Raw genomic sequence first — 25,799 nt, forward strand, 5'->3', positions numbered from 1 at the left:
ATGGGTAAATATACACATCCAAAAAGAAGAAATATAACGAAACATACTTTTTACCTATTGTTAAATTAGTCTTTTAGACTCAATTAAGAATTTATCTTAAAACGCTTTGTCAGTTCGCGTAATTCTTCCGCCATTTTTTCCAGCGTGACGGCGGAGGAACTGATCTCCTCCATGGACGCAAGCTGCTCTTCAGCTGAAGCCGCGATGTCCTGAATGCCGGCCGCGCTTTGTCTGGAGACGGCCGCGATATCCTCTGAAGCGTTTGATACTTCCTGAGATCCGGCAGAAAGCTGTTCCACGGTTGCATTCATATTTTGCAGTTCACCGGCAATCTGATTTGTTTTAACGGAAATGTCCCGGAAGCTTTTTTCCGTTTCTTCCGTTAACTGAAGTCCGCTTTTCACCTCGTGATTGACGGATTCCAGCATTCCGAGCGAAGTATGAATTTCTTTGACGATTTCATGAATTAAGGATTCGATTTCTTTCGCTGAATCGGCGGATTGGACGGCAAGCTTTCTCACTTCTTCGGCAACGACTGAAAAACCGCGTCCGTATTCTCCCGCTCTTGCCGCTTCAATGGCTGCATTTAAAGCAAGGAGATTCGTTTGATCGGCAATGCCGTTAATGACGCGCAAAATGCTGGTGATGTCCTGCGATTTGAGTTCAAGCCCTTGTACGACTTGCTCCGCTTTACTTACGGATTGGTCAATGGCGCCCATCTGGCCGGCTGTTTTCTTGACAAGCCGCTCACCGGCGCCGGATATCTCCGCCGATTCAATTGACGTTTCCGTCACCACGGCTGCCGCTTCCGCCAGATCGCTGAGCCCGTCTTTCATCTCATTCACTTGGGCTGTCGCTTTATCAATACTCTCACTTTGGTCTTCCGTTCCATTAGAAAACTGTTCAATCGCAAGGGTGATATGTTCCGTTGCTTTGCTCGTCTGCTCAGCCGAAGCCGTCAGCTCCTCTGAGGAAGAAGCGACATGTTCAACAGAGTCCTGAATTCCCTGAATAAGCGAACGGAGTGAATCTGTCATATGATTAAAACTTTTACCGAGCACGCCGAGCTCATCTTGAGAGCTGACATCAATGGTTTCCGTCAGATCTCCGCTGCTGATTTTTTCCGCTGAAGCTACGAGACGCTTTAACGGTTTGGTAATTGAGCGGATGACAAAATAAATGAAAATCATCCCTGCGGCAATGGCTATCGCCAATATGATAACGGCCAGAGTCAGAACCGGTCTTGCCGCATCTTTGATTTCATCCACGGACATGGTTCCGCTGATCTTCCAGCCCGTCGCTTCATTGGTCACGTACGCCATTTTTTTCGCTTTCCCGTTCAGCGTATATTCATAGTCGCCTTTTTGCCCGCTGTATAATGTATCAACCCATTTTCCCGATACCGCCGAGCCGGCTTTTTCATCACTGTACGCAACGGCTTTTTTATTTTTGCTGAGGATAAAGGCATATCCTTCTTTTCCGATGTTCACTTCTTTTGTCATCGTGATGAGATCGTCGATTTTTATATCAATGGCGACGACGCCTGATCCGTCTTGCGCCGCGCGGGCCATAGTGACGACCATCTTTTTGTTTGAGATGGACTCATAAGGGTCCGTGATGATGGTTTGGCCTTTATTCTCCATGGCTTCCTGATACCAGCTTCTTTCAAGCGGGTTGAAATCGGCCGGCATATCGGCATGCGGATAACGGGTAAACGTTCCTTCCTTGCTGCTTGAAAATACGGCGGACGCTTTATCATTGCTTTCAATAAACTGCTTGAACCTTTCTTGCATTTCCGTTTGGTTTTTTTCTTTAAATTTGGCGCTTGTCGCCCATTCGCTGAAATATGCTGAGCTTTTTGTAAACATTCCGATCCGGTCATCAATCATATTGTTTAAGATTTGCACATTTCCTTCGGCGCTTTCCATCATTTGCTTTTCAACGGATGAAGCCGCCGAACGGTAGGCGCCGGCAGCCAATACTGCTACCGGAATAATTAAGATCAGTAAAAATGAAATGATAAGTTTTTTGGCTATTGATTTTCTGGCGATTTTTTTTGCTGTTTTTTTCAATTTTGTAAACCTCTTTCAATCATTTACTGTTTATATCGGCCGACTCCCTTTTTATTACATTGAAAATTAAGTCATAAATGAAAAATAGTTCTATGTACTCCCTTTGTATGCAAGACTTTTTATTTAATTTTCCGGCTGTCACTATAAAAAAGGACGCCTTCCATCCGGAAAGCGTCCTTTTTTACTAGTTGATTTTAAATTGTTTCGTTAATTCCCGCAGTTCTTCGGCCATTTGCGCCAAAGTATCGGCGGATGTACTGATTTCTTCCATTGATGCAAGCTGTTCTTCTGCGGATGCGGCAATATCCTGAATGCTTGCTGCGCTTTCCCGTGAGACGTCCGCAATATCGGTCACTGCGGCTGAAACGTGCTGAGAGCTGTCTGACAGCTGTTCAACCGTGCCGTTCATCGATTGAAGCTTCTCGGCGATGTCGTTTGTCATGCCGAAGATATTCTGGAAGCTTTCTTTCGTGCGGTCCGTTACGGCAAGTCCGGATTGAACTTCTTCATTAACCGATGTGAACATGTGAAGCGACGTATTAATTTCAGCCGTGATTTCCTGAATGAGTTTTTCAATCTCTTTGGCAGAACCGGCGGATTGGACGGCAAGCTTGCGCACTTCTTCGGCTACCACTGAGAAGCCCCGGCCGTATTCACCGGCTCTTGCCGCTTCAATGGCTGCATTTAACGCAAGCAGGTTTGTCTGATCGGCAATACCGTTGATGACTCTTAAAATATGAGTGATGTCTTTTGATTTGGCCTCAAGGCCTTTTACAACCGCTTCCGCCTGCTGGACCGATTGATTGATGAGATTCATCTGCCCGACGGTTTGCTGCACATATTCTTCCCCGGTGCCGGCAGCTTCCTTCGATTGTTTAGATGCTTCCGTAATGGATGATGACGTGTGGGAAACGGCGGCGAGTCCGTCATTTATATGATTCAGCTTAGCTGAGCTTGAATCGACTTTTTCGCTTTGCTCTTCGTTTCCGTTTGAAAACTGCTCAATCGCCATTGTAATATGTTCCGTCGCTTTGCTTGTCTGCGAAGCTGAAGCGGTCAGCTCTTCCGATGACGCGGCCACGTTGTCGACAGAGTTTTGGATCGCGCTGATCAGTCCGCGCAGAGATTCTCCCATTTCATTAAAGCTCGCACCGAGTTCGCCCAATTCATCTTTCGAGCGGATATCAATGGTCTCGGTCAAGTCTCCACCGCTGATTTGTTTAGAAGAGCGGACAAGCCGTTTCAGCGGTGACGTAATGGATCTGACAATGAACAGAATTAAAATTCCCCCGATAATAATGGATGCTGCAAGGACGATCATTCCCATCGTCAGCACCGGTTGTGAGGCGTCTTTAATTTCGTTGAGCTCCATGCTCCCTTCTATTTTCCATCCGGTCAGTTTATTTGTCGTAAACGCCATTTTTTTATTTTGATCATCGAGCTTGTATGAAATAATGCCGCTGTCTTTGCTGTATACCTCATTCAGCCACGGGGTTGAAACTTTATCACCCGGTTTGTGGTCTTTATGCGCGACATAGGTTTTATTTTTGGACGTGATAAACACGAATCCTTTTTGTCCGATTTTGATTCCCTGCATCTGCTTCAGCAGCTGGTCAATCGTAATATCCATGGCCACTACGCCTGTTCCGTCCTGCATCTGCTTTGCCACGGTGACGACCATGCTGCCGTCGCTTGCCGCGGTGTAAGGGTCGGTGACAACGAGCGTGCCGCCAGCCTTCACAGCGTCTTTATACCAAGTGCGTGTTCTCGGATCGTAATCGGCCGGAGTATTCTCCTTCGGCGCCTGTGCGTAGCTGCCGTCTTCCGTTCCTCCGTAAATGCGGGCTACGTCCTTATGAATAGACGTGTATTGCCCGAACTTTTCTTCAAGAGCAGACATGTTTTTCTTTGAGAAGGATGACCCTTTTAACGTTTCACTGAAAAATTCAATCGCCTTTGCTTTTGCGCCGATATCATTTGTAATGGTTGTGTTAAAAGATTCAATGTTATTTTTCGCGTTGCCTGAAATCTGATCATCCAGCGAATTGCTCGCCGTATGGTATGAACTGAATTCTAACACGAGAATCGGTATGATTAAGATCACGATAAATGAAATGATTAATTTACGTGAAATCGATGCCTTTGTGCACCAATTGATGAATTTTTTCATATTAAGCTGCTCCCTCAAGTGTGATACCTTATATATCGGCTCAGTCTTCACATTTTGTTAACATTCCCTCCTTTTTTACGACTTGATTTTCATTGCCCAAGCTTCCTGCATATCTTATAAAAAAAGATAGGGGGCGCGAAGATGATTATCATATCCGGCCAAGTGCTTCGGCCTCAGGACATCGCGAACTGGCAGACGGAAGAAAGCCTTGTTCCGTATATAAATGAACTGCTCAATTCTCCCGTACAATTCGATTACGGGTCGATTGCTGAACTGATGTTCGAGGTGCGGCTGCGCCGCCATATTGTGGAAGCCGCAAGAGAACTGCACGGATCAGGTGTGAAATTTGCAACTTTCGCCAAAACATACGGAAATACGGCTTATTGGAGAGTGACGCCGGAAGGAGCCTTGGAGCTGAAGTACAGAATCCCCGCTTCAAAAGCGATTCGGGACATTATTGAAAACGGGGCGTTTTACGCATTTGAATGCGCTACCGCCATTGTTGTAATTTATTATCTGGCCGTCTTAAAGACAATCGGTGAAGAACGGTTTAACCGGCGTTTCCGGGATATCACTTTGTATGACTGGCACTATGAGCATCTGCCGATCTACACGGAAACCGGCAGCCACTTTTTACGGGGAGATTGTTTATATTTTAAAAATCCTGATTTTAATCCTGCAAAGGCTCAGTGGCGGGGAGAGAATGTCATTGTGATGGGGAATGATCAATATTTCGCCCACGGTCTCGGGATTCTGACCGCTGAACAAATCATCCAGAGATTGAATTCTTTAAGAAAAAAAAATGCCGTGCAGCCGGCTTATCTGCTTAACCAGGCAACAAGGCTTGATGCACCCGCGCTTTATCAGATCATGCATTAAAACAATCCCATCGTCTGTCATTGTGACGATGGGATGCGGAATGCTTTTCTTTTCCGGTAAAAAGCCGTCGTGCCGAGCGCTTGGTTTGCAGCCCATTCAAACTTCTCTAAATCATGGCGGGTGACGGCTCTGTCCCGTCGGCTCCATTTAATGGCGCGGACAAAGTAATACCCTTTAATCGGCGCCATGGTGACTTTGGAATGCGGAAAATCTTCAAAAACAAACTCAATAGTCCCTCTTTTTTCGTAGGACATTTGAAGAATCTTCATCATCCATCACCTCACGATTTATGGATTATGATTCGCACAATCCGTCCAAAACGGTTTTCACGTCTGTCGGCCCTTCAAGTTTCGCGGCGGACTGGCCGGCCCATAAAGACATATACTCCGCGTCTCCTGATTGAGCCGCGTGCCCGCGCATCGGCTTTGTCAGCGTATTATGCAGCGGATAAGGCAGCGTATTTCCCTCGTCAGCCTCATATGTTTTCATGAACTGATTCACGATTCCCCGCGCCTGTTTTCCCGAAAACAGGGTGGTCAGCCGCGTGTCGGCTCCTTTTGATTCGGTAATGGCTTTTTGATATGCCGGTGAGGCGCTGCTTTCTTCACAAAGGAGAAACGGTGTTCCTACTTGAACGCCGTCCGCACCCAAACATCGGGCCGCCTGCACGCCGCGGCGGTCAAAAATGCCGCCTGCCGCAATCACCGGGATATTCAGCGCGTCTTTAGCCTGCGGAATCAGCGCCATAAGGCCGAGAGCCGGTTCTCCTTTAACCGGCAGAAACGACCCGCGATGTCCGCCGGCTTCTATTCCCTGAAGGATAACGGCGTCCATCCCCCGTTCTTCAAAAGCCTTCGCTTCCTCCGGCGTTGTCGCCGTGCCGAAAAGGAAACAACCGCTTTTCTTCAGCTTTTCCGCCGTTTCTTCCGGCGGCAGGCCGAAGGTGAATGAACACGCTTTGACTCCGTAACGGATCAGAAGCTCCGCTTTTTCCTCAAAATCATTCCATTCTTCTTTCAGATCAGAGAACGGCTTGGCGTCTTTTGCCCTCGGAATGCGGGCTTTCCATTTTTCAACCAGTTCCGCCTCAGGCATCTGCCTTTCTTCCGGGACGAAAAGATTTACTTGAAAGGAGCGGTCCGTCAGCTCTTTCATCTCGATAAGCTGTTTTTCAAGCGCTTGCGGGCTGACGTATCCTGAAGCAAGGCTTCCGAGCGCCCCTTCATTTGATACCGCCGAAGCCAGACGCGGCGTGACCAGCCCGCCGGCCATCGGCGCCTGAATGACGGGCTTTGTTAATGATAATGCACTCATCCACTCACTCATTTGTGTTTTCCTCCGGTTCAGCCTGTATTTTGATATAACATGTTCTGTTTCGCGGACCGTCAAATTCGCAAAAATAAACGCCCTGCCATGTTCCGAGTATCAGGCGCCCGTCTTCTATGATGACATGCTGGGAGGCGCCGGTTGTACTCGCTTTCATATGTGCCGCCGTATTTCCCTCCATATGCCGGTCCAGTTCGTGCTCCCACGGATACATTTCATCAAACCTTCTGAGCATATCCCTCTTCACATCCGGGTCGGCATTTTCATTTATGGTAATGCCGGCGGTTGTATGGGGACAGTATATGAGCGCCAAACCGTTTTTCACGCCTGTTTCGCGGAGAAACGCTTCAGCTTCATGTGTGATGTCGATCATTTCATCCCGTCTGTTTGTTTGAATCTGCAATTTTTTCAGCATATAAATGCCTCCTTTCTTTTTCTCTTCCTTTCCCATATTCGTTTCTGTAATTGTCTTTTCCTGTCGGATCGCGATGATAAACGCAGATCACAAAAAACTTCAGCCTCGGGACTGAAGTTTTTCACCATATATATACGCGGGCCTCATAAGGCTTTAAAAGAAAGGATGTCACATGGCGGTGCGCTTCTGTTTCCGCGTTTGCAAGCACGAGAGAATCGGAGTCAAGCGGATAACCGGGATGTCTGTATAAAGCGGGGGTTCGAGACAGATTTGTGATGATCAGGGCGGTTGTTGTTCCGTTTTTTCTTAGATAGGCATAAATCTGCCGGTCATTCGGAAGCAGCAATTCGTATGTGCCGCTGATCAATACGCTGTATTCTTTCCTGAGGGCGAGCAGCCGTTTGTAGAAATGGTATACGGATGTTTCATCCTGCATTTGTGATGCAGCATTCAGCCATGTGTGGTTCGGATTCACTCCGAGCCACGGAGAAGCATCAGAAAACCCGCCGTTCGCCTCATCGCTCCATTGCATCGGTGTCCGTGAATTATCCCGGCCCTTCTTCCAGATGATCTTCATCACTTTTTCATGCGGAACGCCGCGGGACGTCTCTTTTTCATACAAATATTTCATTGCGGCATCATCATAATCTTCAATGGATGGGAACGAAACATTGGTCATTCCGAGCTCCTGCCCCTGGTAAATAAACGGCGTGCCTTTCATCAGCATATACATCGCGGCGAGTGCCTTGGCGCTTTCTGTCAAAAACCGTTCGTCACCCCATACCGAGACGGAACGGGGCTGATCGTGGTTCTCCATAAACAACGCGTTCCAGCCCTTTCCTTCAAGACTGTTCTGCCAGCCGGACAAGACGCGCTTAAGCGCCGGAATGGAGATGCTTTGATCATCTTCGGTATCCCAGAGGCCGAGATGTTCAAATTGAAAAATCATTTGAAAGACGCCGTTTTCTTCACCGGCCCAATCAGCCGCCTCCCAAGCCGCCACTCCGTTCGCCTCGCCGACCGTCATGATCGGATAGCGCGAAAATGTTTCCCGTTTCAGCTCTTTTAAGAGATCCATTATGCCTTCCCCGTTCATATGATACGGGAAAGACGGGACGTACGGGAGACCGTCCGGATTCGGCATGTCAGGGAGCCCTTCTTTTTTCTTAATGTGAGAAATGGCATCCACCCGGAAGCCGTCTATGCCTTTATCAAGCCACCAGCGGACCATTTCATAAACGGACTGCCTCATCGCTTCGTTTTCCCAATTTAAATCAGGCTGTTTTTTGTCAAAGAGGTGCAGGTAATACTGGCCGGTCTCTTGATCATATTCCCACGCTGATCCGCCGAAAATGCTTTCCCAATTGTTCGGCTCTTTGCCGTTTTTTCCGTCTCTCCAGATGTACCAGTCCCGTTTTTCGGAATCTTTCGCTGAGCGTGATTCGATAAACCAAGGGTGCTCATCGCTTGTATGGTTGATGACGAGGTCTATAATCAGCTTCATGCCGAGCGCATGGACATCCGCAAGGAGCCGGTCAAAATCCTCCATCGTCCCGAATTCGCCGGCAATTTGTTTATAATTCCGAATATCGTAGCCGTTGTCCGCGCCCGGCGAGTCAAAAACGGGACAAAGCCAGATCACATCCGCCCCCAACTCTTTTATGTAATGAAGCTTTGCTCTGATGCCGTTCATGTCGCCGATTCCGTCCCCGTTCGAATCCATAAAGCTTCGGGGATAAATTTGATAGACGGCCGCCGTTTTCCACCAATCCGTTTTCATACCGACACTCCTTTCTTTACAGCATATGAAGGAGCGGGACGAAGAAGCATTTTTTCCATAAAAAAAGCCTCATTGCAAAAGCAGGAGGCTCAGAAATCAGTTTTTTTAATTTCAACGAAGCGGATATGATGGTCTTCCGCTTCCAGCACCTTAAATTCACACCCTTCGGCATGAAACACATCACCATTTTTCAGCTCCATTTTTTGTGTTAAGAGCCAGCCGGCAATCGTGTCAATGTCTTCATTTTCGATGGCGATATCAAGGAGATCATTCACCTCTTCTATGAGCGCCTTGCCGTCCATCACATAGTGGTGTTCGCCTTTTTTGACGATGTGGGGCATTTCATCCTGGTCATATTCATCACGGATTTCCCCGACGATTTCCTCCAATATGTCTTCGACGGTCACAAGCCCCGCCGTGCCGCCGTATTCGTCAACGAGAATCGCCATATGAATCCGCTCCTTCTGCATCCGGATCAAAAGCTCCTGAACGGGGATGCTTTCAATGACTCTGATGACCGGACGCATAATTTCTTTTAATTCAATGGAGCGGCCGAGAAAATACGCTTTAAATAAATCCTTATTGTTAATAATGCCGAGAATGTGATCTTTGTCTTCCTTAATAACCGGATATCGCGTATACCGTTCGTTGATGATCAAATGTATGGCTTCATCAACTGACTGTTCAAGCGAGATGGCGGCGATTTCGGTGCGCGGCACCATGATTTCTCTGGCGACCCGGTTATCGAATTCAAATATTTTATTGACGTAACGGAATTCAGATTGATTGATTTGACCTTTTTTATAGCTTTCGGACAAAATCAGCCGCAATTCCTCTTCACTGACCACGACCTCATGTTCTTTCACCGAATGAAAACCGAACAGCTTGACTAAAAACCCGGCTGATCCGTTTAACAGCTTAATAAACGGATACATCACTTTATAAAACAGAATGAGCGGTTTCGCCGTCCACAGACTGACGGCTTCGGCTTTTTGAATGGATATCGTTTTAGGCGCAAGCTCTCCGATGACGACGTGCAGATACGTGACGGCGATAAACGCCGCAATAAACGTGACGACGTGCGTAATAGATGACGGCATTCCGATCAGGCTGAAAACAGGATGAAGAAGCCGCTGAATCGTCGGTTCACCGAGCCAGCCGAGTCCGAGCGCCGTAATCGTAATGCCGAGCTGGCACGCTGATAAATATTCATCGAGATTTGAAATCACCCTGTGCGCCGCGAGCGCCCGGCTGTCTCCGGTTTCAACCAGTTCCGCAATTTTTGAACCGCGGATTTTGACAATCGCAAATTCCGCAGCGACAAAGATGGCCGTTAATCCGATTAACAACATAATGAGAATCAGTTTTAATATAAGCAAAAAAACCCCTACCGCAAACGGTAAGGGGCCACCTCCTTCGTGTTAATTCTCATCACGACCATTTAAGAAAATCATCACAAAACGAAGCAGCTCGAATAATGAAACGAGCGCCGCAGCCACATACGTCAGCGCGGCGGCGTTCAGCACTTTATTCACGCCGTGTTCTTCACTGTTGCGAATGAATCCTTCCGACACGATAATCCGCTTCGCCCTCGCGCTGGCATTAAACTCGACAGGCAGTGTGACAAGCTGGAAAAAAACAGCGGCCGAAAACAAAATAATGCCGAGTCCGATTAAGTTCAAGCTGCCCAGGAGCATCCCGCCCAAGAAAAGCAGAGGGGCAACCCCGGAGGCAAAATTGACGACCGGAAAAATTTTGTGCCTCAGCACAAGCGCGCCGTATGATTCCTGATGCTGCAAAGCATGTCCGACTTCATGGGAAGCGACGGAAATGGCGGAAATGGAGCGGCCGTAATATACCGGCTCAGATAAACGCACCACCCGCTCCGTCGGGTCGTAATGGTCTGTTAAAGTGCCTCTTACCGGTTCTACCGGCACATCATATAAACCGTTAATATCAAGAATCCGTCTTGCCGTTTCCGCCCCCGTCTGCTGACTGGAAGCTTCCACGTCTGAGTATTTCTGAAAATTGCTTTTCACTTTAAATTGTGCCCAAAACGACAATCCCAATGCAGCAATTGTTAAAAAGATAAACAGCATATTATCCTCTTCCTTTTTCTCTTATATCGTACGATCTGCTTATATATTATTTTAATGATTGTCCGCTTTCCTGTACAGAAATCCGCTTCTTTTTTCTGACAGGAATCAATCCTCCGAGCATGATGAGGATACACCCGGCCAATCCGATGTAAAACGGAAACGTGCCTGCGGTCTCCTTTGCAAAAACAAGCCATGAGAATCCGCCGGACATGTGATTGTATCCATTCAAATCGAAAATAAGCAATACGGCCGCCGAAGCGAGCAGCTGCGCTCCGGCCAGCGCCGCCAGCAGTTTTTGAATGACTGTCATTTGACTCACCCTTTTTCGGTCCGCTTTCTTTATCATATGAAAAAATAAGGGTGAATATGTTTTCGGTGATTTTTGAAAGACATCAAACGAACTGGGACATACTGTATAAAAAAAGATACAGGTGTGATCGACATGAAAGTGACAAATGGCGAGAAAGAACAGCTGAGCAATGCGATAGACAGAATGAACGAAGGGCTTGACGCCTTCATCCAGCTCTATAATGAAGCGGAAAACGATGAACCTCTCATTCAGTTTGAAGATGAGACGGCCGATTTAATCAGACATGCGCGTGACTCATACGGCCAGGAACAGCTGGACGAAAAACTAAACACCATTATTAAGCAGATTTTATCCATCTCTCTGTCGAAAGAAGAGCCGGACGAATGAAATCAAACCGTTTATTTATTTCCTGGCTGAGATGGCCGTTATATGTTCGGATCGGGCTGATCATTATCGCCTTGATTTTATTGTTCGGCCAACTCATTTACATGCTCGAACCGAAGCAATTCACGTCTGTGTTTGAAGGGGTTTGGTGGGCGGTGATTACGGTGGCCACAGTCGGCTACGGCGATTACGTTCCCCAGACGCCGCTCGGGCAGATTGCCGGTATGGTGCTTGTATTAAGCGGAGCGAGTTTTGTGACCGCCTATTTCGCCACGCTTTCTTCAGCCGTATTCAGCAAACAGCATCGCTATGTCGAAGGGAAGGTCGCCTTTAAAGGCAAGGGGCACGTCATTCTTATCGGATGGAATGAAAAATCGCATATGCTGCTGAAAGAACTGCAGCACATCGCACCGTCAAAAACTGTCGTCCTGATTGATGATTCATTAAGGGAAGGGCCGCTTATTGAAAACGTCCATTTCATCCGCGGACATGCCGCTGATGACAGCACGCTTAATAAAGCGAATATTACGGAAGCCGATACCGTCATTTTGACAGCGGATCAGCAGAAAAATGAATCCGAAGCTGATATGCTGTCGGTATTAACGCTTCTCGCCATCAAAGGGCTGCATCCGTCCATTTATTGTATCGTAGAAATTTTAACGGAACGGTATGTCAAAAACGCCGAGCGCGCAGGAGCCAATAAGATTCTGTGCACATCACGGCTGTCGAGCCGGGTGATGTTTGAGCATTACCGAGTCAAGCTGCAGCTTGCCAAACCGCAAACGCTGTCAGATCTGACGCTGGAGAAAAAGGTGCGCATCATTCCCGTCCCCGAGGAATTAAAGGGTTCATCTTATCATGACTGTGCGCTCTATTATCTCAAACGGAATACCACGATCATCGGCATACAAAAAGAAGAGGGGCCGATGCTGACCCCTCCCCTGTCATACCAGGTGCTCGATACTGATCTGTTTTTGGCTCTTTAATGCAACAGGACGTCTTCCAGCTCTTTCACAAGCGAGATGCCGATATCTGTATATGAGCGGTCAATCGCCGCATCCCGCCGTTTCGGCTCGGAGAATTGGTTGAATAATGACTCAAAAACACCGCCGCCTGCGTGATCATCCGTTTCCTGCTGATAGACGTGCCTCAGCAAAAAGGGTGTGCCGATTGTAACGGCGGCCCCCCGTTCATCCAGGTGTCCCTTATTTGCTTCAACAGGGATGCGGAGAAATAAATAGCCGTCCTGATCAGAAATTTTGTAATCAAAGAACCCGCGGTCATACTCCCAGCCGCCTCCGATGGTATAACCGATCGGTTTCAGCACCTGTTCCAATTCGCGGAGTAAAAAAGATTGCCCCTCAAGTGAAGATGGTATGCTGATCATGTGCATATGCTCCTTTTTGTCTTTAGCGTCCCCGCTCTGCGGCATCTTCATACGGTGTCCGGGAAGAATAGGGAGCGGCAGACAGACGCTGGAAAGAGGTAACGGCGCATTCAATCAGAACATACGTCACAATTGCGGAGAGAACGGCTTCCGTTGACATATAGAAAACGGCGGCATAGAGACAGCACTTCGTGATCAGCGACTGCATCCGGCCAATCTTCAGTTTCAGCCGGACCATGTCCGTAAACAAGCCGAGAGGGAGGGCGAAAAACAGGATGGTTTGTAAGAGGGATTCAGGAGACAGTTTTAGTGCCGAATAAACAATAGTGGCGGAACAGACGGAAATGACGGCATGCTTACATAAGAGCCGCATCAATTCATCATCACACCTTTCACGGTTTAAAAAAGGCTGACCCGTCATGCTGAGGGCCAGCCCTTCTTTTTATTTTTCAAGACGTTTTTCAAGCTCTGCTTTTTTCTCTTCAAAGCCCGGTTTGCCGAGAAGCGCGAACATATTCACCTTATAGGCTTCAACACCCGGCTGATCAAACGGGTTGACTCCGAGCAGATAACCGCTCATCGCCACCGCTTTTTCAAAGAAATAGACGAGATATCCAAATGTATATGCATTAAGCTCCGGAATGTTGACAATTAAGTTCGGCACTTTTCCGTCTGTATGGGCAAGCATCGTGCCTTCGAACGCTTTTTTGTTGACGAAATCGACCGTTTTGCCGGCTAAGTAATTTAAGCCGTCGAGATCAGTTTCCGCTTCTTCAATTGTCAGCTCATGCTTCGGTTTTTCAACGTTTAATACAGTTTCAAACAGATCGCGTCTGCCTTCCTGCACGTATTGACCGAGAGAGTGAAGGTCTGTTGAGAAGTTAGCGGAAGAAGGATAGATGCCTTTTTCATCTTTTCCTTCACTTTCGCCGAAGAGCTGCTTCCACCATTCCGCAAAGTATTGCAGCGCAGGCTCATAGTTGATGAGCATTTCAATAGTTCTTCCTTTATTATACAGAACGTTGCGGACGACGGCGTATTGGTAAGCCGCGTTCTCTTCTAATTCCGAGCTGGAAAAGTCTTTGCTTGCATCAAGAGCGCCTTTCATCATTTCATCGATATCAGCCCCGCTTACCGCAATCGGCAGAAGACCTACCGCAGTCAGAACGGAGAAACGTCCGCCGACATCATCAGGTATAACGAATGATTCGAAGCCTTCTTCATTAGAAAGCGTTTTTAAAGCGCCGCGCTCTTTATCTGTCGTCGCGTAAATCCGCGCTTTCGCTTCTTCTTTTCCGTATTTTTCTTCAAGAAGTTTGCGGAAAATCCGGAAAGCGATTGCAGGTTCCGTCGTCGTGCCTGATTTAGAAATGACATTGATAGAGAAATCAGCGTCTTCCAAAAGATCCATAACATCTTTCATATAAGTTGAGCTGATATTGTTGCCGATAAAGATAACTTGAGGGTTTTTGCGCTTGTCTTTCGGCAGAACATTATAGAAAGAATGATTGAGCGCTTCAATCGCCGCGCGGGCGCCTAAGTATGAACCGCCGATACCCACGACGAGAAGCACGTCTGAATCTGATTTGATTTTTTCAGCGCTTTTTTTAATGCGCGCGAATTCTTCTTTATCGTAGTTTTCAGGGAGGTCCACCCATCCTAAAAAGTCGCTTCCGGCGCCTGTTTTTTCATGGATATTATGGTGTGCCGTTTTTACGAAATCACGTGCGTATGTAAGTTCATGTTCATTGAAAAAAGGTAACGCTCTTGAGTAATCAAAGCGTACATGCGTCATTTGCTTGTCCCTCCATCACGGTGAATTGTTTTCTCTTTCACTTTATATGAACTCACCCGCTAAATCAAGTCATGAAGAAGGCCAGATGAATACGGGATTTGCGCTAAAGATGCGTTCATTTTTTATACAATATCCCGGATTCGATATGGTTATATTTGTAATAATCGTGAGAGGGATAACAAATCGAATGTTGGTGATCCAGGAACGTATCACCTTTACTTTGGAGCAGGATGACATCCATCGCCAATCCCGGTGGGCCGGTTCTTTTTATATAGTACTCCTCTTGAGAGGCTGCCGCACAGGCAAATTAAGTAATAAATGTCCATTTTTAAAAATAGTGTCTATATTTGGGGTACCGTGTTAAGATGAAAGTGATTTTATACCGGGAGGTGATTTTATGACTAAAACCATTGGTCTTATTTGTGGAAGTTTACGAAAAAACTCGTATAATCGAGCAATTGCTCAATCATTGATTGACTTCGATAATGCGGCTCAATTTCGCTGGGTTGAAATAGACAGTCTTCCTTTTTTTAACGAAGATTTAGAAATTGCCGGAGCACCAGACTCCGTAACATCCTTTAGAGCTGATATACAAGACGTTGACGGCGTCATTATTGTAAGTCCAGAGTACAATTCCGGAATTCCGGGGGTATTAAAAAATGCATTGGACTGGGCATCGAGACCGCGGACCTCTTCTGTTTTAAACAGAAAACCGGTTGGCTTAATCGGAGCAACCCCCCGGAGGGTTCGGCACTGCCTTTGGTCAAACGCAATTGAGAGAAGTACTCGAAGCTATGCAAGTCAATGTTTTGCCATTTCAAAAAATGCTGATTTCGCAAGTCCATGAGAAAATTGATTCCGCTCAAAACATACTTACGGATGAACAAACAAAACGTTATCTTCAACGCTATTTACAACAGTTCATCCATTGGATTGATCATGCTCCGGTTCCCGTTCCAGATTAATTAAAGGATCATCACCCTCACGAAAAGTCACCTCAGAAATAACTTTCTATCTACACAGCATATGAATAGATTTACCGTTTTCAATTCACAAACTTACTTGCCTTAATTCAAGGAGGATTATAAAATGTCTGATCTTTATTCCCGTCTTTCAAAAGATGATGCTGCCGTGCTTTTAGTTGACCATCAAACCGGCCTTATTTCCGGTCTCGTGCGTGACTATGGCGTTGATGAATTTAAAAACAATGTATTGGCTCTCGGTGATACGGCTAAATTCTTTGATTTACCGGTTATTTTAACAACGAGTTTTGAAAATGGACCCAACGGACCGCTCATGCAAGAACTCGTTGATCTCTTTCCTGATGCGCCAAAAATAGCCCGTCCCGGACAAATTAATGCATGGGACAATGAAGATTTTGTTAAAGCCATTGAAGCGACCGGCAAAAAACAGCTGATTATTGCGGGGGTCGTAACAGACGTCTGCGTTGCTTTTCCTGCGCTTTCTGCCATTAAAGCAGGCTACGAAGTGTTTGTTGTGACAGATGCTTCGGGGACGTTTAATAAGCAAGTAGCAGATGCATCATTAACGCGTATGGCTCATGGCGGCGCGCAGCTTATGAACTGGTTCAGCGTAGCATGCGAGCTTCAGCGTGATTGGCGCAACGATGTTGAAGGTTTTGGCGCATTAATCTCCAGTCATCTTCCCGGTTATCAAAACTTAATGGGAAGCTATATGGGGGCTCAGCGGGACCTTAGTACACAAAATGCATAAAAGGAGCGCTGATTGAATCAGCGCTCCTTTTTTAAATTCGAAGTATAGCAAGGCTCTTCATCTTCATGATTTAGATTTTGTGTAAATAGATGATCGGCAATCGCAAAGTTAATTGATCCTTTTCTGCTAAATGTACAGAAACAGGGAGTCAAAACCGCAGCATGTGAGATTCCCATAGTTGTCTCATGGCAAGGGGTGTTTCACTTGCTCTTGATGCACTAATGAAAATCTGGAAAGAGGGACTCCCAAAACGGTTGCATCTGCAGCTTGAAAATCTATTTCATCTTCACCCCGGCCGGGAATGTATCTTACAGTGACGCCTTTAAGATGGCAAGTACGTCATCTTTGTTCAGTTTTTGGAAATTGCCGAATCCGCCGTATTCCATTTCTTTTGCGGCGATGTCTGCGATCAGCTCAAGCTTGTCTTCACCAATGTCATAATCCGCAAGGCGGGACGGTGCGCCGAGGCTTGTCCAGAACGCGGACAATTTATCGATCCCTTCAAGCGCAATTTCTTTATCCGTTTTGCCTTCAGTATCAATGTCAAACATGTTGAGCATCAGGTTTTTAAAACGGTCTACATTTGTATCAAGCGTGTATCTCATCCAGTTCGGGAACAGAATCGCAAGTCCTCCCGCGTGAGGGATGTCATAAACCGCTGATACGGCGTGCTCCATCGTATGGGAAGCCCAATCGCCGAAATAGCCCATTTGCAGCGTGCCGTTTAATGCGATCGTACCCGCGTATAAAATCGTTTCACGGTGCTTATAGTTCTCAAGGTCTTCCAAAAGTTTCGGCGCTGTTTCAATTACCGTCTGAAGGACCGCAAAACACATTCTGTCCTGAAGCGGCGTGTTTTCAACATTGTGGAAGTATTGTTCAAATACGTGGCTCATCATATCCACCATGCCGTATACGGTTTGGTTTTCCGGAACGCTGAAAGTATTCTCAGGATCTAAAATGGAGAAACGCGGATGAGTGACATTGCTGCCCCATACGAATTTTTCGTTTGTTTCCCAATTTGTGATAACGGAATCAGGGTTCATTTCAGAGCCTGTCGCCGCAAGCGTCAGCACCGTGCCGAACGGGAGCGCGTCCTGCGCCGTTACTTTTTTGCTGTAAATGTCCCATGCGTCGCCGTCATATTTCGCACCGGCCGCAATCGCTTTTGTACAGTCAATGACACTTCCGCCGCCGACTGCGAGAAGGAAATCAATCTCATGCTGTCTGCACAGCTCAATTCCTTTATTTACCGTTTCCAGACGCGGGTTCGGTTCTACACCCGCAAGCTCATGAACGGTTGCGCCTTCTTCTTTTAAGATGCCTGTTACTTGGTCATACAGGCCGTTTCGCTTAATGCTGCCGCCTCCGTATACAAGCAGCACGTTTTTCCCGTATTGCTTCAGCTCTTTTTTCAATTGGTCGATTTGACCTTTTCCGAAAATCAGTTTCGTCGGATTGTAGTACGTAAAGTTCTCCATTTATCATGACCTCCAAAAAAATCGTAAGGGAATTACTATAACACAGAAAAAAAGGAGCTGCCAATCCGGCCGCCCCCCTTATGTTATTACAATGATGCTTTCAGTATCGCAAGCACGTCTTCTTTCTGCAGTGACTTGAACTGTCCGAATGCTCCGTTTGCCATCGCTTTATCTGCAATCGTATCCAGCTTCTCATCAGAAATATCATAATCAGCGAGTCTGTTCGGAGCGCCGAGGCTCGTCCAGAAATCAGACAGCTTGCTGATTCCTTCAAGTGCGATCTCTTCATCTGATTTGCCTGTCTCGTCAATATCAAAGACACGGACGGCAAGCTGTTTAAAGCGGGCCGGATTTTCTTTGAGCACATGTCTCATCCAGTTCGGGAACAGAATCGCTAAACCTCCGGCGTGCGGTATATCGTAAACCGCTGATACCGCATGCTCGATGTTGTGTGTGGCCCAATCCCCTCTTGCGCCCATTGACAGCATTCCGTTTAATGCGATCGTGCCTGTATATAAAATCGTCTCACGAAGCTCGTAGTTCTCCAGATCATTGATCAGCTTCGGCGCTGTTTCAATCACCGTGCGCAGAAGCGATTCACACATGCGGTCCTGATACGGCGTGTTTGACGTGTGGTGGAAATATTGTTCAAACACATGGCTCATCATATCGACCATGCCGTAAATGGTGTGGTCTTTCGGAACGGTAAATGTGTTTACCGGATCGAGAATAGAGAATTTAGGGTAAACGAGCGGGCTCCCCCATCCGTATTTCTCTTGTGTCTCCCAGTTTGTGATGACTGATCCGGAGTTCATCTCTGAACCGGTTGCCGCAAGGGTCAGCACTGTTCCGAACGGCAGCGCTTCTTTCGGCTGGTGTTTTTTCGTGACGATATCCCACGCGTCGCCGTCATATTTAGCGCCCGCCGCAATGGCTTTCGTGCAGTCAATGACACTTCCGCCGCCGACGGCCAATAAGAAATCGATGCTGTTTTCTTTACAGAGCGCAACACCTTTGTTCACCGTTGAGACACGCGGATTCGGCTCTACGCCTGCCAATTCATGTACGGTAACTCCTGCTTTTTTCAGCAGTTCGGTTACTTGATCATAAAGACCGCTGCGCTTAATGCTGCCGCCCCCGTATACGAGCAGTACGTTCTTTCCGTACGGCTTGATTTCTTCAGGAAGTTTTTCGACCTCTCCCTTTCCGAAAATCAATTTGGTCGGATTCCAATATGTAAAGTTTTGCATGACATCTCCTCCTTTGGATTTATATTATGCAGAAAGATGACATTCAATGTAAAGCAATCCGCTTTTTTGACGGCACATCACACGGTTTACAGACAGCGGCTTCGCGGGAAAGGCACTTGTACAGCTTGAGACAGTGTGTGATTTACACAGCGGAGAATGTAGTATGCATAGATTCTTTGCTTTGTCACAATCTATAACTGTTTCACGAATTCATAGAGGAGGTTGTTTACATGAGTGTTATTCAGCGTATCTGTCTCGTATTAACGATTATCGGCGCTATTAACTGGGGACTGATCGGATTTTTCCAATTTGATTTAGTAGCAGCCATCTTCGGCGGCCAAGGATCAGCTCTGTCGCGGATTATTTACGGTCTTGTCGGCATCGCCGGTCTGATCAACCTCGGCCTGCTGTTTAAGCCGAACGAAGAAACATCCCGCGAGGAAGCGGCAAATCCGGAAGTCAGATAAACAAACATAAAAAAAGCACCGAACATACATATCCGGTGCTTTTTTTGATGGATTATTTTTTGATAAGGTCTTTGCGGTTGGACTGTTCAATCCACTCTTCAAGCTTATCTTTCAATGTGTTGAAACCTTGCGGAGCAGATGTTTCTTCAGAAGCTTGAGCCGCTTTCGGTTTTCTTGGTTTGCTTTCTTTTCTTTCAGGCGCCGCTTGAGTCGCACGGATAGAAAGGCTGATTTTGCCTTTTTCTTCGTCAACCGCAAGTACTTTTACTTGTACTTCGTCACCGATTGAAAGGTGCTCGTTAATGTCTTTTACGAAACCGTGAGTGACTTCAGAAATGTGAACAAGTCCTTGAGTTTCTTCATCTAATGCAACAAACGCACCATACGCTTGTAATCCTGTTACTTTACCAGTGTAAACACTGCCCACTTCAAATTTTGCTGCCATTCATAACAACTCCTAAGTTAAATTAAATACAGATTATACGCAATTTAAAATTATATCATACAAGTTTGTTTTTCGCAAAGAGAACTTTTTTACATGATCATGTTTAAGCACAGAAAAATGGGGGTATACTATGATTACGAAGGCTTTCTAGTATTCCCCCCCTTTTATTTGGATGCGAACCGGGTTCGTGTCTTTTTTTATGCCCTTTTTTCAACAAACCGTTTGATTCTGACGAGCGCTTCCTGAATCTGCTCAATGGATGTCGCATAGGAACATCTGATGTAGCCTTCGCCGCTCGGGCCGAACACATTCCCCGGAACGACGGCTACTTTTTCTTCAATGAGCAGCTGTTCCGCGAATTCTTCTGAACTCATGCCGGTCGACTGAATGGAAGGAAAGGCGTAAAATGCTCCGCCGGGGTGGTGGCAGCCGAGTCCGATTTCGTTCAATGTTTCCACAATCAGGTTTCGGCGTCTCCGATAGCTTTTCTTCATTCTTTCGACATCTTCCTGGCCGTTTTTCAGCCCTTCAAGCGCCGCGTATTGTGCCATGGAAGGCGCGCACATCATCGCGTGCTGATGAATTTTAAGCATGGCATCCCTGATTACGGGAGGCGCCGCCGTAAATCCGAGTCTCCATCCCGTCATGGCAAATGCTTTGGAGAAGCCGGAAATGAGAACCGTGCGTTCCTTCATGCCGCGGATGGCCCCCATGCTCGTGAATGGCTCATCATACGTCAGCTCGGCATAAATTTCATCGGCAAGCACGATCAAGTCGTGTTTTTCAGCGAAAGCAGCGATGGATTCAAGCTCTTCTTTCGAATAGACAGAACCTGTCGGATTTGACGGCGAGCATAGAAGCAGCGCTTTTGTTTTGTCCGTCAGGGCCGCTTCAAAATCGGCGGCTGATGCTTTGAAACCTTTTGCAGCGACAGTCTGAATCGGCACCGGCTTCGCCCCCGTCAGGGTCACGAGTGATTCATATGCGACAAAACACGGTTCGGGAATTAACATTTCCTCTCCAGGATTCATAATGGCGCGGACAGCGAGATCAAGCGCCTGGCTTGCCCCTACAGTAACGATCAGTTCACTGTCAGGCGAATAACTCAGGCCGAACCGCTGATCTAAGTAGCGGCTGATTTCTTCTCTCAGTTCATAAAGACCCGCATTTGCCGTATAAGCCGTATAACCCTGTTCTAAAGAAAGAATACTCGCTTCCCTCACGTTCCAGGCCGTCACAAAGTCAGGCTCTCCCACTCCCAGTGAAATGACGCCTTCCATCGTAGCGGCCAGATCAAAGAACTTGCGGATGCCTGACGGTTTAATCTGCTGCACGTAGTCAGATAAATAAGAAGTCTTCGTTTCCATTTACGGAGACACCACGATTCTTTTGTCATCGTCTCCGCTTTCAAAGACTTTGCCGTCATGCTTATATTTTTTCAGGATGAAGTGCGTTGTCGTGGAAACGACAGACTCAAGGGTGGACAATTTTTCAGACACGAAGCTTGCCACGTCTGACATCGTGTTGCCGCGAATAACGACGGATAAGTCATACACCCCTGACATCAGGTACACTGATTCAACTTCCTGGAATCTGTATATCCGCTCAGCGACTTCATCAAAGCCGACATTTCGTTTCGGAGTGACTTTTACGTCAATCATCGCCGTGACGCCTTCCAAACCGTCGACTTTGCGCCAGTCGATCATGGCCGCATAATCAATGATGACTTTTTCCTTTTCAAGCTTTTCAATGATGCTTTTAACTTCTTCAGCGGGAATGTTTGCCATTTTCGCAATCGTTTCCGCATCAATGCGGCTGTTTTCGTCTAAAATTTCTAATATTTCTGTTTCTTTTTCGGTCAGCTTCATACGTTTCACACCTTTGCATTATCAAAAATCTTCATGACATTATATCACGATTTTCGACAAATGCTAAGAAAAACCCGAAAGAAACCAGAGCTAAAATCTGACAATCAAAAAAGCCTTTACATTACAACAAAGAAAGGACGCGAAGGCTCTCATGGAAGCTGTTTCACCGATTAAACGGGCCGCGATAGACGGAGTTGAGCTGTATTACGAGCATTATGAAAATCCCGGCAGACAGACACTCGTCTGCGTACACGGTTTTTTATCTTCGGCATTCAGCTTCAGAAAACTGATCCCGCTGCTCAGAAACCATTATGATATTATCGCCGTTGACCTGCCTCCTTTCGGGCAATCGGAAAAGTCACGGACTTTCGTATATACTTACGCAAACCTCGCCAAGCTTCTGATCGGACTTCTGGAAAAGCTCGGTATCAGCCGGGCCTCACTCATCGGCCATTCAATGGGCGGCCAGATTTCCTTATCCGCGTCTCTTCTCAGACCCGAGCTTTTTTCTAAAATCGTCCTGCTGTGCAGCTCGGGGTATTTAAAGCGCTCGCACCCGTCGATTATATTCGGGACGCATCTGCCTTGTTTTGACCTGTATCTTAAGTATTGGCTTTCAAAAGACGGCGTGCTGAACAACCTGTTAAATGTCGTTCACGACCGGACGCTTATCGATCAGGAAATGATTGACGGTTACGAAAAACCATTTACAGACCGCCAGATTTTCAAAGCGATGACAAGGTTTATCAGACACAGGGAGGGCGATTTAAAGCCCGAGGATTTGAAGAAAGTGCAAAACCCCGCTCTTTTAATCTGGGGAGAAGAAGATCGGGTCGTTCCGGTCTCAGTCGGAAAACGGCTTCATGACGACCTGCCGGATTCCATTCTTTATTCACTCAAGGATACGGGGCACCTCGTACCCGAAGAGCGCCCGGAGTTTGTTTCGGAGCGGATTTTTGAATTTATTCAATAAAAAAACCGGCGGAACCGCCGGTTTTTAAGGAGTGCAGGAGCTGCTTTCTTTTATGAACAGAAGCTGCTCGGCAGCCTTATGGCAGCCTTCGATCGGAAGCTTTTGCTCAAATGAAGCTTCAAAGATATCCTGAATGGCTGCTGCCAGCTTGTCGGCACGGTCTTCACTGTAGACGGCCTGAACGATGTCGACAGCTTCTGTCTCATAAAAATCTTCTCCATATTTAAACGGGTCCCACTTGGCAATGATTTTCATCATTTCCATGACCGCTTGGCTTTCTTCCATTTTCATCACCGCTTATAATAAAGTTTGCAATTCTATTTTATCATAGATACGCTGTGCAAAATAATGATACTACAGGAGTGACATACATGAACTTTGATCTTCGAGAAAACCGTCTTGGCACACAATCGGTGAAATGGGACAAGGCGGAAGCGTTATTCGGCGTATCGGATGCGCTTCCGATGTGGGTTGCCGATATGGATTTCCGCGCTCCCGAAGCGGTCACTGACGCCTTAAAAGCCCGCCTTGACCACGGCATATTCGGTTATACGTCTCCTGACGAAAACACAAGAGAAGCCGTCGCTTCATGGCTTGAGACGCGGCACGGCTACCGGCCCGATCCCGCAAGCATCGCGTTCAGTCCCGGTGTTGTCACGGCAATCAGCATGGCCGTACAAGCCTTTACCGAACCGGGCGATCCGGTGTTGATTCAATCACCGGTGTATACGCCTTTTTATCAGATGATCAAGGAAAACAAACGGCAGGTTTTACATAACCCATTACGGGAAGAAAACGGCGTCTACTGCATGGATTTTGAGGATCTTGAGAAAAAGCTGAACGATTCTGAGGTCAAACTGATGATTCTTTGTAATCCCCACAATCCGTCCGGCAGAGCGTGGAGCCGGGATGAGCTTATGAAGCTCGGATCGCTGTGCGCCGCTCATAACGTCACCGTCGTTTCTGACGAGATACATTCCGACTTGATGCTGTACGGAAAGCCGCATACGCCTTTCGCTTCTCTGTCTGAGGAGTTTGCGCGGATTTCCGTTACTTGTGTCGCGCCGAGCAAGACGTTTAATATTGCCGGCATTCAGGCATCCGCCATTATCATTCCCGATCGGTATAAGAGGGCGAAATTCTCCGCCGCATTGCATCAGAACGGGATTTCCAGCCTCAACACATTTGCGGTTGCAGCAATCGAAGCGGCCTATATAAAGGGAGGCCCTTGGCTTGACGCGCTGATTTCTTACATTGAAGGAAATATGAAATTGGCTGAGGACTTTTTAAGAAAAGAATTGCCGAAAGTCCGTATGATGAAGCCTGACGCTTCCTATTTGATCTGGATGGATTTCAGCGAATACGGATTTTCGGATGCCGAGCTCAAAGAAAGAATGCTCAAAAAAGGGAAAATCATATTAGAGCCGGGAACAAAATACGGACCGGGCGGCGAAGGATTTATGAGACTTAATGTCGGCTGTTCAGCCGCCGCCGTAAAAGAAGGGCTTGAGAGAATGAAAGCAGCGCTCGCTTAGCAGCGGAAAGTAACGCCTTTATCAGATGAGATAAGGGCGTTCGCTTTAGATAAATATATACTTTTTTTTCCGGTAAAGATGTTATAATAGATTCATATTTACATAGGAAAGGATTTCGCATAAATGGAGATTGTAAAGGATTACCTGCTTCACTTCTCTTTTATTCTATTCCCTATTTTTCTTTATCAAGTCTTCTGGCTCAGCAAGCCTGATTTGCTTGTGCCGAGAGCGAACCGCCTGCTGGTCGCCGTATTTGCAGCGTCATCTTCCTTATTATGTACGGCTTTTCCCATCGAGGAGCTTCATTCCGTCCGTTACGGTTTGCAGCTGATTCCCATTATCGTCTGCCTGCTTTATTCCGGTACCGCCGCAGGACTTGCCGCAGGGGCGGCATCCGTTTTTTTTCAGCTCATATGGTTTGAACCTTCCGCTCTTTTTTTCTTATCCTTAATTCCTTTTTTAATCATCATCCCTATCCAGCTCCAAACGAAATGGCCTTTTTTTTCAAAGCGGAAGAAACTGTTTTTCGCTCTTCTCATCGGCTGCACTGAAACCGCCTTATTAACCGCATCTGTCTTCATCTATTCCGCGACCAATATTTTCAATTTTCAAAATCCATCTTCCGTTTATTATGAGGCGGCAGTATCTGTTTTTTTTCAAGTCAGCGCCCTTTTGCTGTGCATTTATTTGATTGAGATCATTGATGAGAATGCATCCATGCGGGCAAGGCTGATTCACTCAGAAAAAATGGCCGTCGTCAGCGAGCTTGCGGCAAGCGTCGCCCATGAAGTCCGCAATCCGCTTACGGTCGTCAGAGGTTTTGTGCAGCTGCTGTTCAGCGGCGAGCAGCTTCAGGACAAATCCAACTCCGGATATCAGAAACTTGTGCTTTCCGAACTTGACCGGGCTCAGACGATCATTACGAATTATCTCGATATGGCGAAGCAGGACGACTATGAAAAAGAAAAGTTTGATATTTCTCTGCTCGTAAAGGAAACAGGTTCCTTAATGGAGTCTTATGCCCATTTTAAATCGGTGACCGTTACGGTTCGAAGCGAGCCTGATTTATATGTGTTCGGCGATGTAAAAAAACTGAAACAGGCCTTCATTAATCTGATTAAAAACAGTATTGAAGCCGTGCCCTCTGAAAACGGCCGAATCGAGGTCTCCGTCCAAAAACAGGAAGAGATGATTCTCATTCAGATTACGGATAACGGAATCGGCATGTCCGATGAAGAACTGCAGAAACTCGGCAAACCGTATTATACGCTGAAAACGAACGGCACCGGGCTCGGGCTTACCGTGACATTCTCGATTATTCAGCATCATGAAGGCTCCGTCTATTTCACCAGCGGCGAGCACTCGGGCACAACGGCCTCAGTCAGGCTTCCGGTAGCTGTTCACTAGCCAACCGCGTTGATCTTTTATA

The 25,799-nt window shown here is 46.8% G+C and carries 26 protein-coding genes and 1 pseudogene; 9 read left to right on the plus strand and 18 right to left on the minus strand.

The annotated features are described in order from the left end of the window. Positions 1–83: 83 nt before the first annotated feature. Together HWY38_RS00475 and HWY38_RS00480 are read right to left on the minus strand one after the other, a co-directional pair. A complete protein-coding gene (locus HWY38_RS00475) occupies positions 84–2,072 on the minus strand; it encodes a methyl-accepting chemotaxis protein (protein WP_224181049.1) in 1,989 nt (662 codons plus the stop codon). A 184-nt stretch (positions 2,073–2,256) separates the two neighbouring features. Further along, complete coding sequence (locus HWY38_RS00480) at positions 2,257–4,242, minus strand: methyl-accepting chemotaxis protein (RefSeq protein ID WP_224181050.1); 1,986 nt, start codon at positions 4,240–4,242, stop codon at positions 2,257–2,259. 141 nt (positions 4,243–4,383) lie between these two features. Between HWY38_RS00480 and HWY38_RS00485 the strand changes: the two genes are divergently transcribed. Continuing rightward, positions 4,384–5,121 (plus strand): protein-glutamine gamma-glutamyltransferase, encoded by a 738-nt coding sequence (locus tag HWY38_RS00485; protein ID WP_007408635.1) that lies wholly within the window; start codon positions 4,384–4,386, stop codon positions 5,119–5,121. A gap of 17 nt (positions 5,122–5,138) precedes the next feature. On the opposite strand, the gene HWY38_RS00490 is transcribed toward HWY38_RS00485, so the two are convergent. From HWY38_RS00490 to HWY38_RS00520, 7 genes are all read right to left on the minus strand, one after another. Further along, positions 5,139–5,390, minus strand: a complete 252-nt coding sequence (locus tag HWY38_RS00490) for a hypothetical protein (RefSeq protein WP_032876847.1) — start codon at positions 5,388–5,390, stop codon at positions 5,139–5,141. 25 nt (positions 5,391–5,415) lie between these two features. Continuing rightward, positions 5,416–6,447 (minus strand): nitronate monooxygenase, encoded by a 1,032-nt coding sequence (locus HWY38_RS00495; RefSeq protein ID WP_224181051.1) that lies wholly within the window; start codon positions 6,445–6,447, stop codon positions 5,416–5,418. Beyond that, positions 6,440–6,862: a secondary thiamine-phosphate synthase enzyme YjbQ gene (locus tag HWY38_RS00500; protein ID WP_007613358.1), complete on the minus strand. Its 423-nt coding sequence runs from the start codon at positions 6,860–6,862 to the stop codon at positions 6,440–6,442. Before HWY38_RS00500 ends, HWY38_RS00495 begins: the two co-directional genes overlap by 8 nt. A 121-nt stretch (positions 6,863–6,983) precedes the next feature. Next, positions 6,984–8,642, minus strand: a complete 1,659-nt coding sequence (locus HWY38_RS00505) for a glycoside hydrolase family 13 protein (RefSeq protein WP_224181052.1) — start codon at positions 8,640–8,642, stop codon at positions 6,984–6,986. Between the two features lie 89 nt (positions 8,643–8,731). After that, the gene (locus HWY38_RS00510) at positions 8,732–10,021 is read right to left on the minus strand and encodes a hemolysin family protein (protein ID WP_007408640.1); all 1,290 of its coding nucleotides are present in this window, start codon (positions 10,019–10,021) and stop codon (positions 8,732–8,734) included. Between the two features lie 42 nt (positions 10,022–10,063). After that, entirely contained in the window at positions 10,064–10,741 is a 678-nt protein-coding gene (locus HWY38_RS00515; RefSeq protein WP_224181053.1) for a zinc metallopeptidase, read from the minus strand. Between the two features lie 46 nt (positions 10,742–10,787). Then, positions 10,788–11,051 carry a hypothetical protein gene (locus HWY38_RS00520; RefSeq protein ID WP_015418085.1) on the minus strand — a complete coding sequence of 88 codons (264 nt, stop codon included), beginning with the start codon at positions 11,049–11,051 and terminating at the stop codon, positions 10,788–10,790. Between the two features lie 132 nt (positions 11,052–11,183). On the opposite strand from HWY38_RS00520, the gene HWY38_RS00525 reads away from it, so the two are divergent. Together HWY38_RS00525 and HWY38_RS00530 are read left to right on the plus strand one after the other, a co-directional pair. Next, positions 11,184–11,438 carry an Atypical membrane-integrating protein gene (locus tag HWY38_RS00525; RefSeq protein ID WP_015418086.1) on the plus strand — a complete coding sequence of 85 codons (255 nt, stop codon included), beginning with the start codon at positions 11,184–11,186 and terminating at the stop codon, positions 11,436–11,438. Then, a complete protein-coding gene (locus HWY38_RS00530) occupies positions 11,435–12,421 on the plus strand; it encodes a potassium channel family protein (protein WP_224181054.1) in 987 nt (328 codons plus the stop codon). The genes HWY38_RS00525 and HWY38_RS00530 overlap by 4 nt, the downstream gene beginning before the upstream one ends. Here HWY38_RS00530 and HWY38_RS00535 read toward each other — a convergent pair. From HWY38_RS00535 to HWY38_RS00545, 3 genes are read right to left on the minus strand one after another with little or no spacing between them, the layout of a single operon-like run. Continuing rightward, entirely contained in the window at positions 12,418–12,822 is a 405-nt protein-coding gene (locus HWY38_RS00535; RefSeq protein WP_015418088.1) for a YugN-like family protein, read from the minus strand. The genes HWY38_RS00530 and HWY38_RS00535 overlap by 4 nt on opposite strands. A 22-nt stretch (positions 12,823–12,844) precedes the next feature. Further along, the gene (locus tag HWY38_RS00540) at positions 12,845–13,243 is read right to left on the minus strand and encodes a transporter (RefSeq protein WP_317986204.1); all 399 of its coding nucleotides are present in this window, start codon (positions 13,241–13,243) and stop codon (positions 12,845–12,847) included. Between the two features lie 21 nt (positions 13,244–13,264). Next, the gene (locus HWY38_RS00545; RefSeq protein WP_044801734.1) at positions 13,265–14,617 is read right to left on the minus strand and encodes a glucose-6-phosphate isomerase; all 1,353 of its coding nucleotides are present in this window, start codon (positions 14,615–14,617) and stop codon (positions 13,265–13,267) included. Between the two features lie 397 nt (positions 14,618–15,014). On the opposite strand from HWY38_RS00545, the pseudogene HWY38_RS00550 reads away from it, so the two are divergent. Both HWY38_RS00550 and ycaC read left to right on the plus strand, forming a co-directional pair. Beyond that, positions 15,015–15,582 (plus strand): annotated as a pseudogene (locus HWY38_RS00550) (NADPH-dependent FMN reductase). Positions 15,583–15,706: 124 nt separating this feature from the next. Beyond that, the gene (gene ycaC, locus HWY38_RS00555) at positions 15,707–16,351 is read left to right on the plus strand and encodes an isochorismate family cysteine hydrolase YcaC (RefSeq protein WP_014418745.1); all 645 of its coding nucleotides are present in this window, start codon (positions 15,707–15,709) and stop codon (positions 16,349–16,351) included. A 308-nt stretch (positions 16,352–16,659) separates the two neighbouring features. Here the strand turns inward: ycaC and HWY38_RS00560 are convergent, their stop codons facing one another. Both HWY38_RS00560 and HWY38_RS00565 read right to left on the minus strand, forming a co-directional pair. Next, positions 16,660–17,832, minus strand: coding sequence for an iron-containing alcohol dehydrogenase (locus HWY38_RS00560; protein WP_003152109.1), 1,173 nt, complete (start codon positions 17,830–17,832; stop codon positions 16,660–16,662). Between the two features lie 86 nt (positions 17,833–17,918). Next, positions 17,919–19,082, minus strand: a complete 1,164-nt coding sequence (locus HWY38_RS00565; protein WP_088461331.1) for an iron-containing alcohol dehydrogenase — start codon at positions 19,080–19,082, stop codon at positions 17,919–17,921. 230 nt (positions 19,083–19,312) lie between these two features. Here HWY38_RS00565 and HWY38_RS00570 point away from each other — a divergent pair, with 230 nt between their 5' ends. Beyond that, positions 19,313–19,549, plus strand: a complete 237-nt coding sequence (locus HWY38_RS00570) for a DUF378 domain-containing protein (RefSeq protein ID WP_003152104.1) — start codon at positions 19,313–19,315, stop codon at positions 19,547–19,549. Between the two features lie 52 nt (positions 19,550–19,601). On the opposite strand, the gene yugI is transcribed toward HWY38_RS00570, so the two are convergent. The 3 genes from yugI to HWY38_RS00585 all read right to left on the minus strand — a co-directional run bounded on the left by yugI (position 19,602) and on the right by HWY38_RS00585 (position 21,862). After that, entirely contained in the window at positions 19,602–19,994 is a 393-nt protein-coding gene (gene yugI / locus HWY38_RS00575; RefSeq protein ID WP_007408653.1) for a S1 domain-containing post-transcriptional regulator GSP13, read from the minus strand. A 197-nt stretch (positions 19,995–20,191) separates the two neighbouring features. Then, entirely contained in the window at positions 20,192–21,361 is a 1,170-nt protein-coding gene (locus tag HWY38_RS00580) for an aminotransferase (RefSeq protein WP_025285179.1), read from the minus strand. Beyond that, positions 21,362–21,862: an Lrp/AsnC family transcriptional regulator gene (locus HWY38_RS00585; RefSeq protein ID WP_224181055.1), complete on the minus strand. Its 501-nt coding sequence runs from the start codon at positions 21,860–21,862 to the stop codon at positions 21,362–21,364. It abuts the gene before it with no gap. Positions 21,863–22,013: 151 nt separating this feature from the next. Between HWY38_RS00585 and HWY38_RS00590 the strand changes: the two genes are divergently transcribed. Then, positions 22,014–22,835 (plus strand): alpha/beta fold hydrolase, encoded by an 822-nt coding sequence (locus HWY38_RS00590; protein WP_224181056.1) that lies wholly within the window; start codon positions 22,014–22,016, stop codon positions 22,833–22,835. Positions 22,836–22,859: 24 nt separating this feature from the next. Here HWY38_RS00590 and HWY38_RS00595 read toward each other — a convergent pair whose 3' ends face one another. Further along, positions 22,860–23,120, minus strand: coding sequence for a DUF1871 family protein (locus HWY38_RS00595; RefSeq protein ID WP_224181057.1), 261 nt, complete (start codon positions 23,118–23,120; stop codon positions 22,860–22,862). A gap of 86 nt (positions 23,121–23,206) precedes the next feature. On the opposite strand from HWY38_RS00595, the gene HWY38_RS00600 reads away from it, so the two are divergent. Continuing rightward, positions 23,207–24,370 carry a MalY/PatB family protein gene (locus HWY38_RS00600; protein WP_224181058.1) on the plus strand — a complete coding sequence of 388 codons (1,164 nt, stop codon included), beginning with the start codon at positions 23,207–23,209 and terminating at the stop codon, positions 24,368–24,370. Between the two features lie 123 nt (positions 24,371–24,493). Next, positions 24,494–25,777: a sensor histidine kinase gene (locus tag HWY38_RS00605; protein WP_224181059.1), complete on the plus strand. Its 1,284-nt coding sequence runs from the start codon at positions 24,494–24,496 to the stop codon at positions 25,775–25,777. Positions 25,778–25,799: the final 22 nt, after the last annotated feature.

This window comes from Bacillus sp. KS1 (assembly GCF_020075515.1).
GTDB classification, from domain to species: domain Bacteria; phylum Bacillota; class Bacilli; order Bacillales; family Bacillaceae; genus Bacillus; species Bacillus velezensis.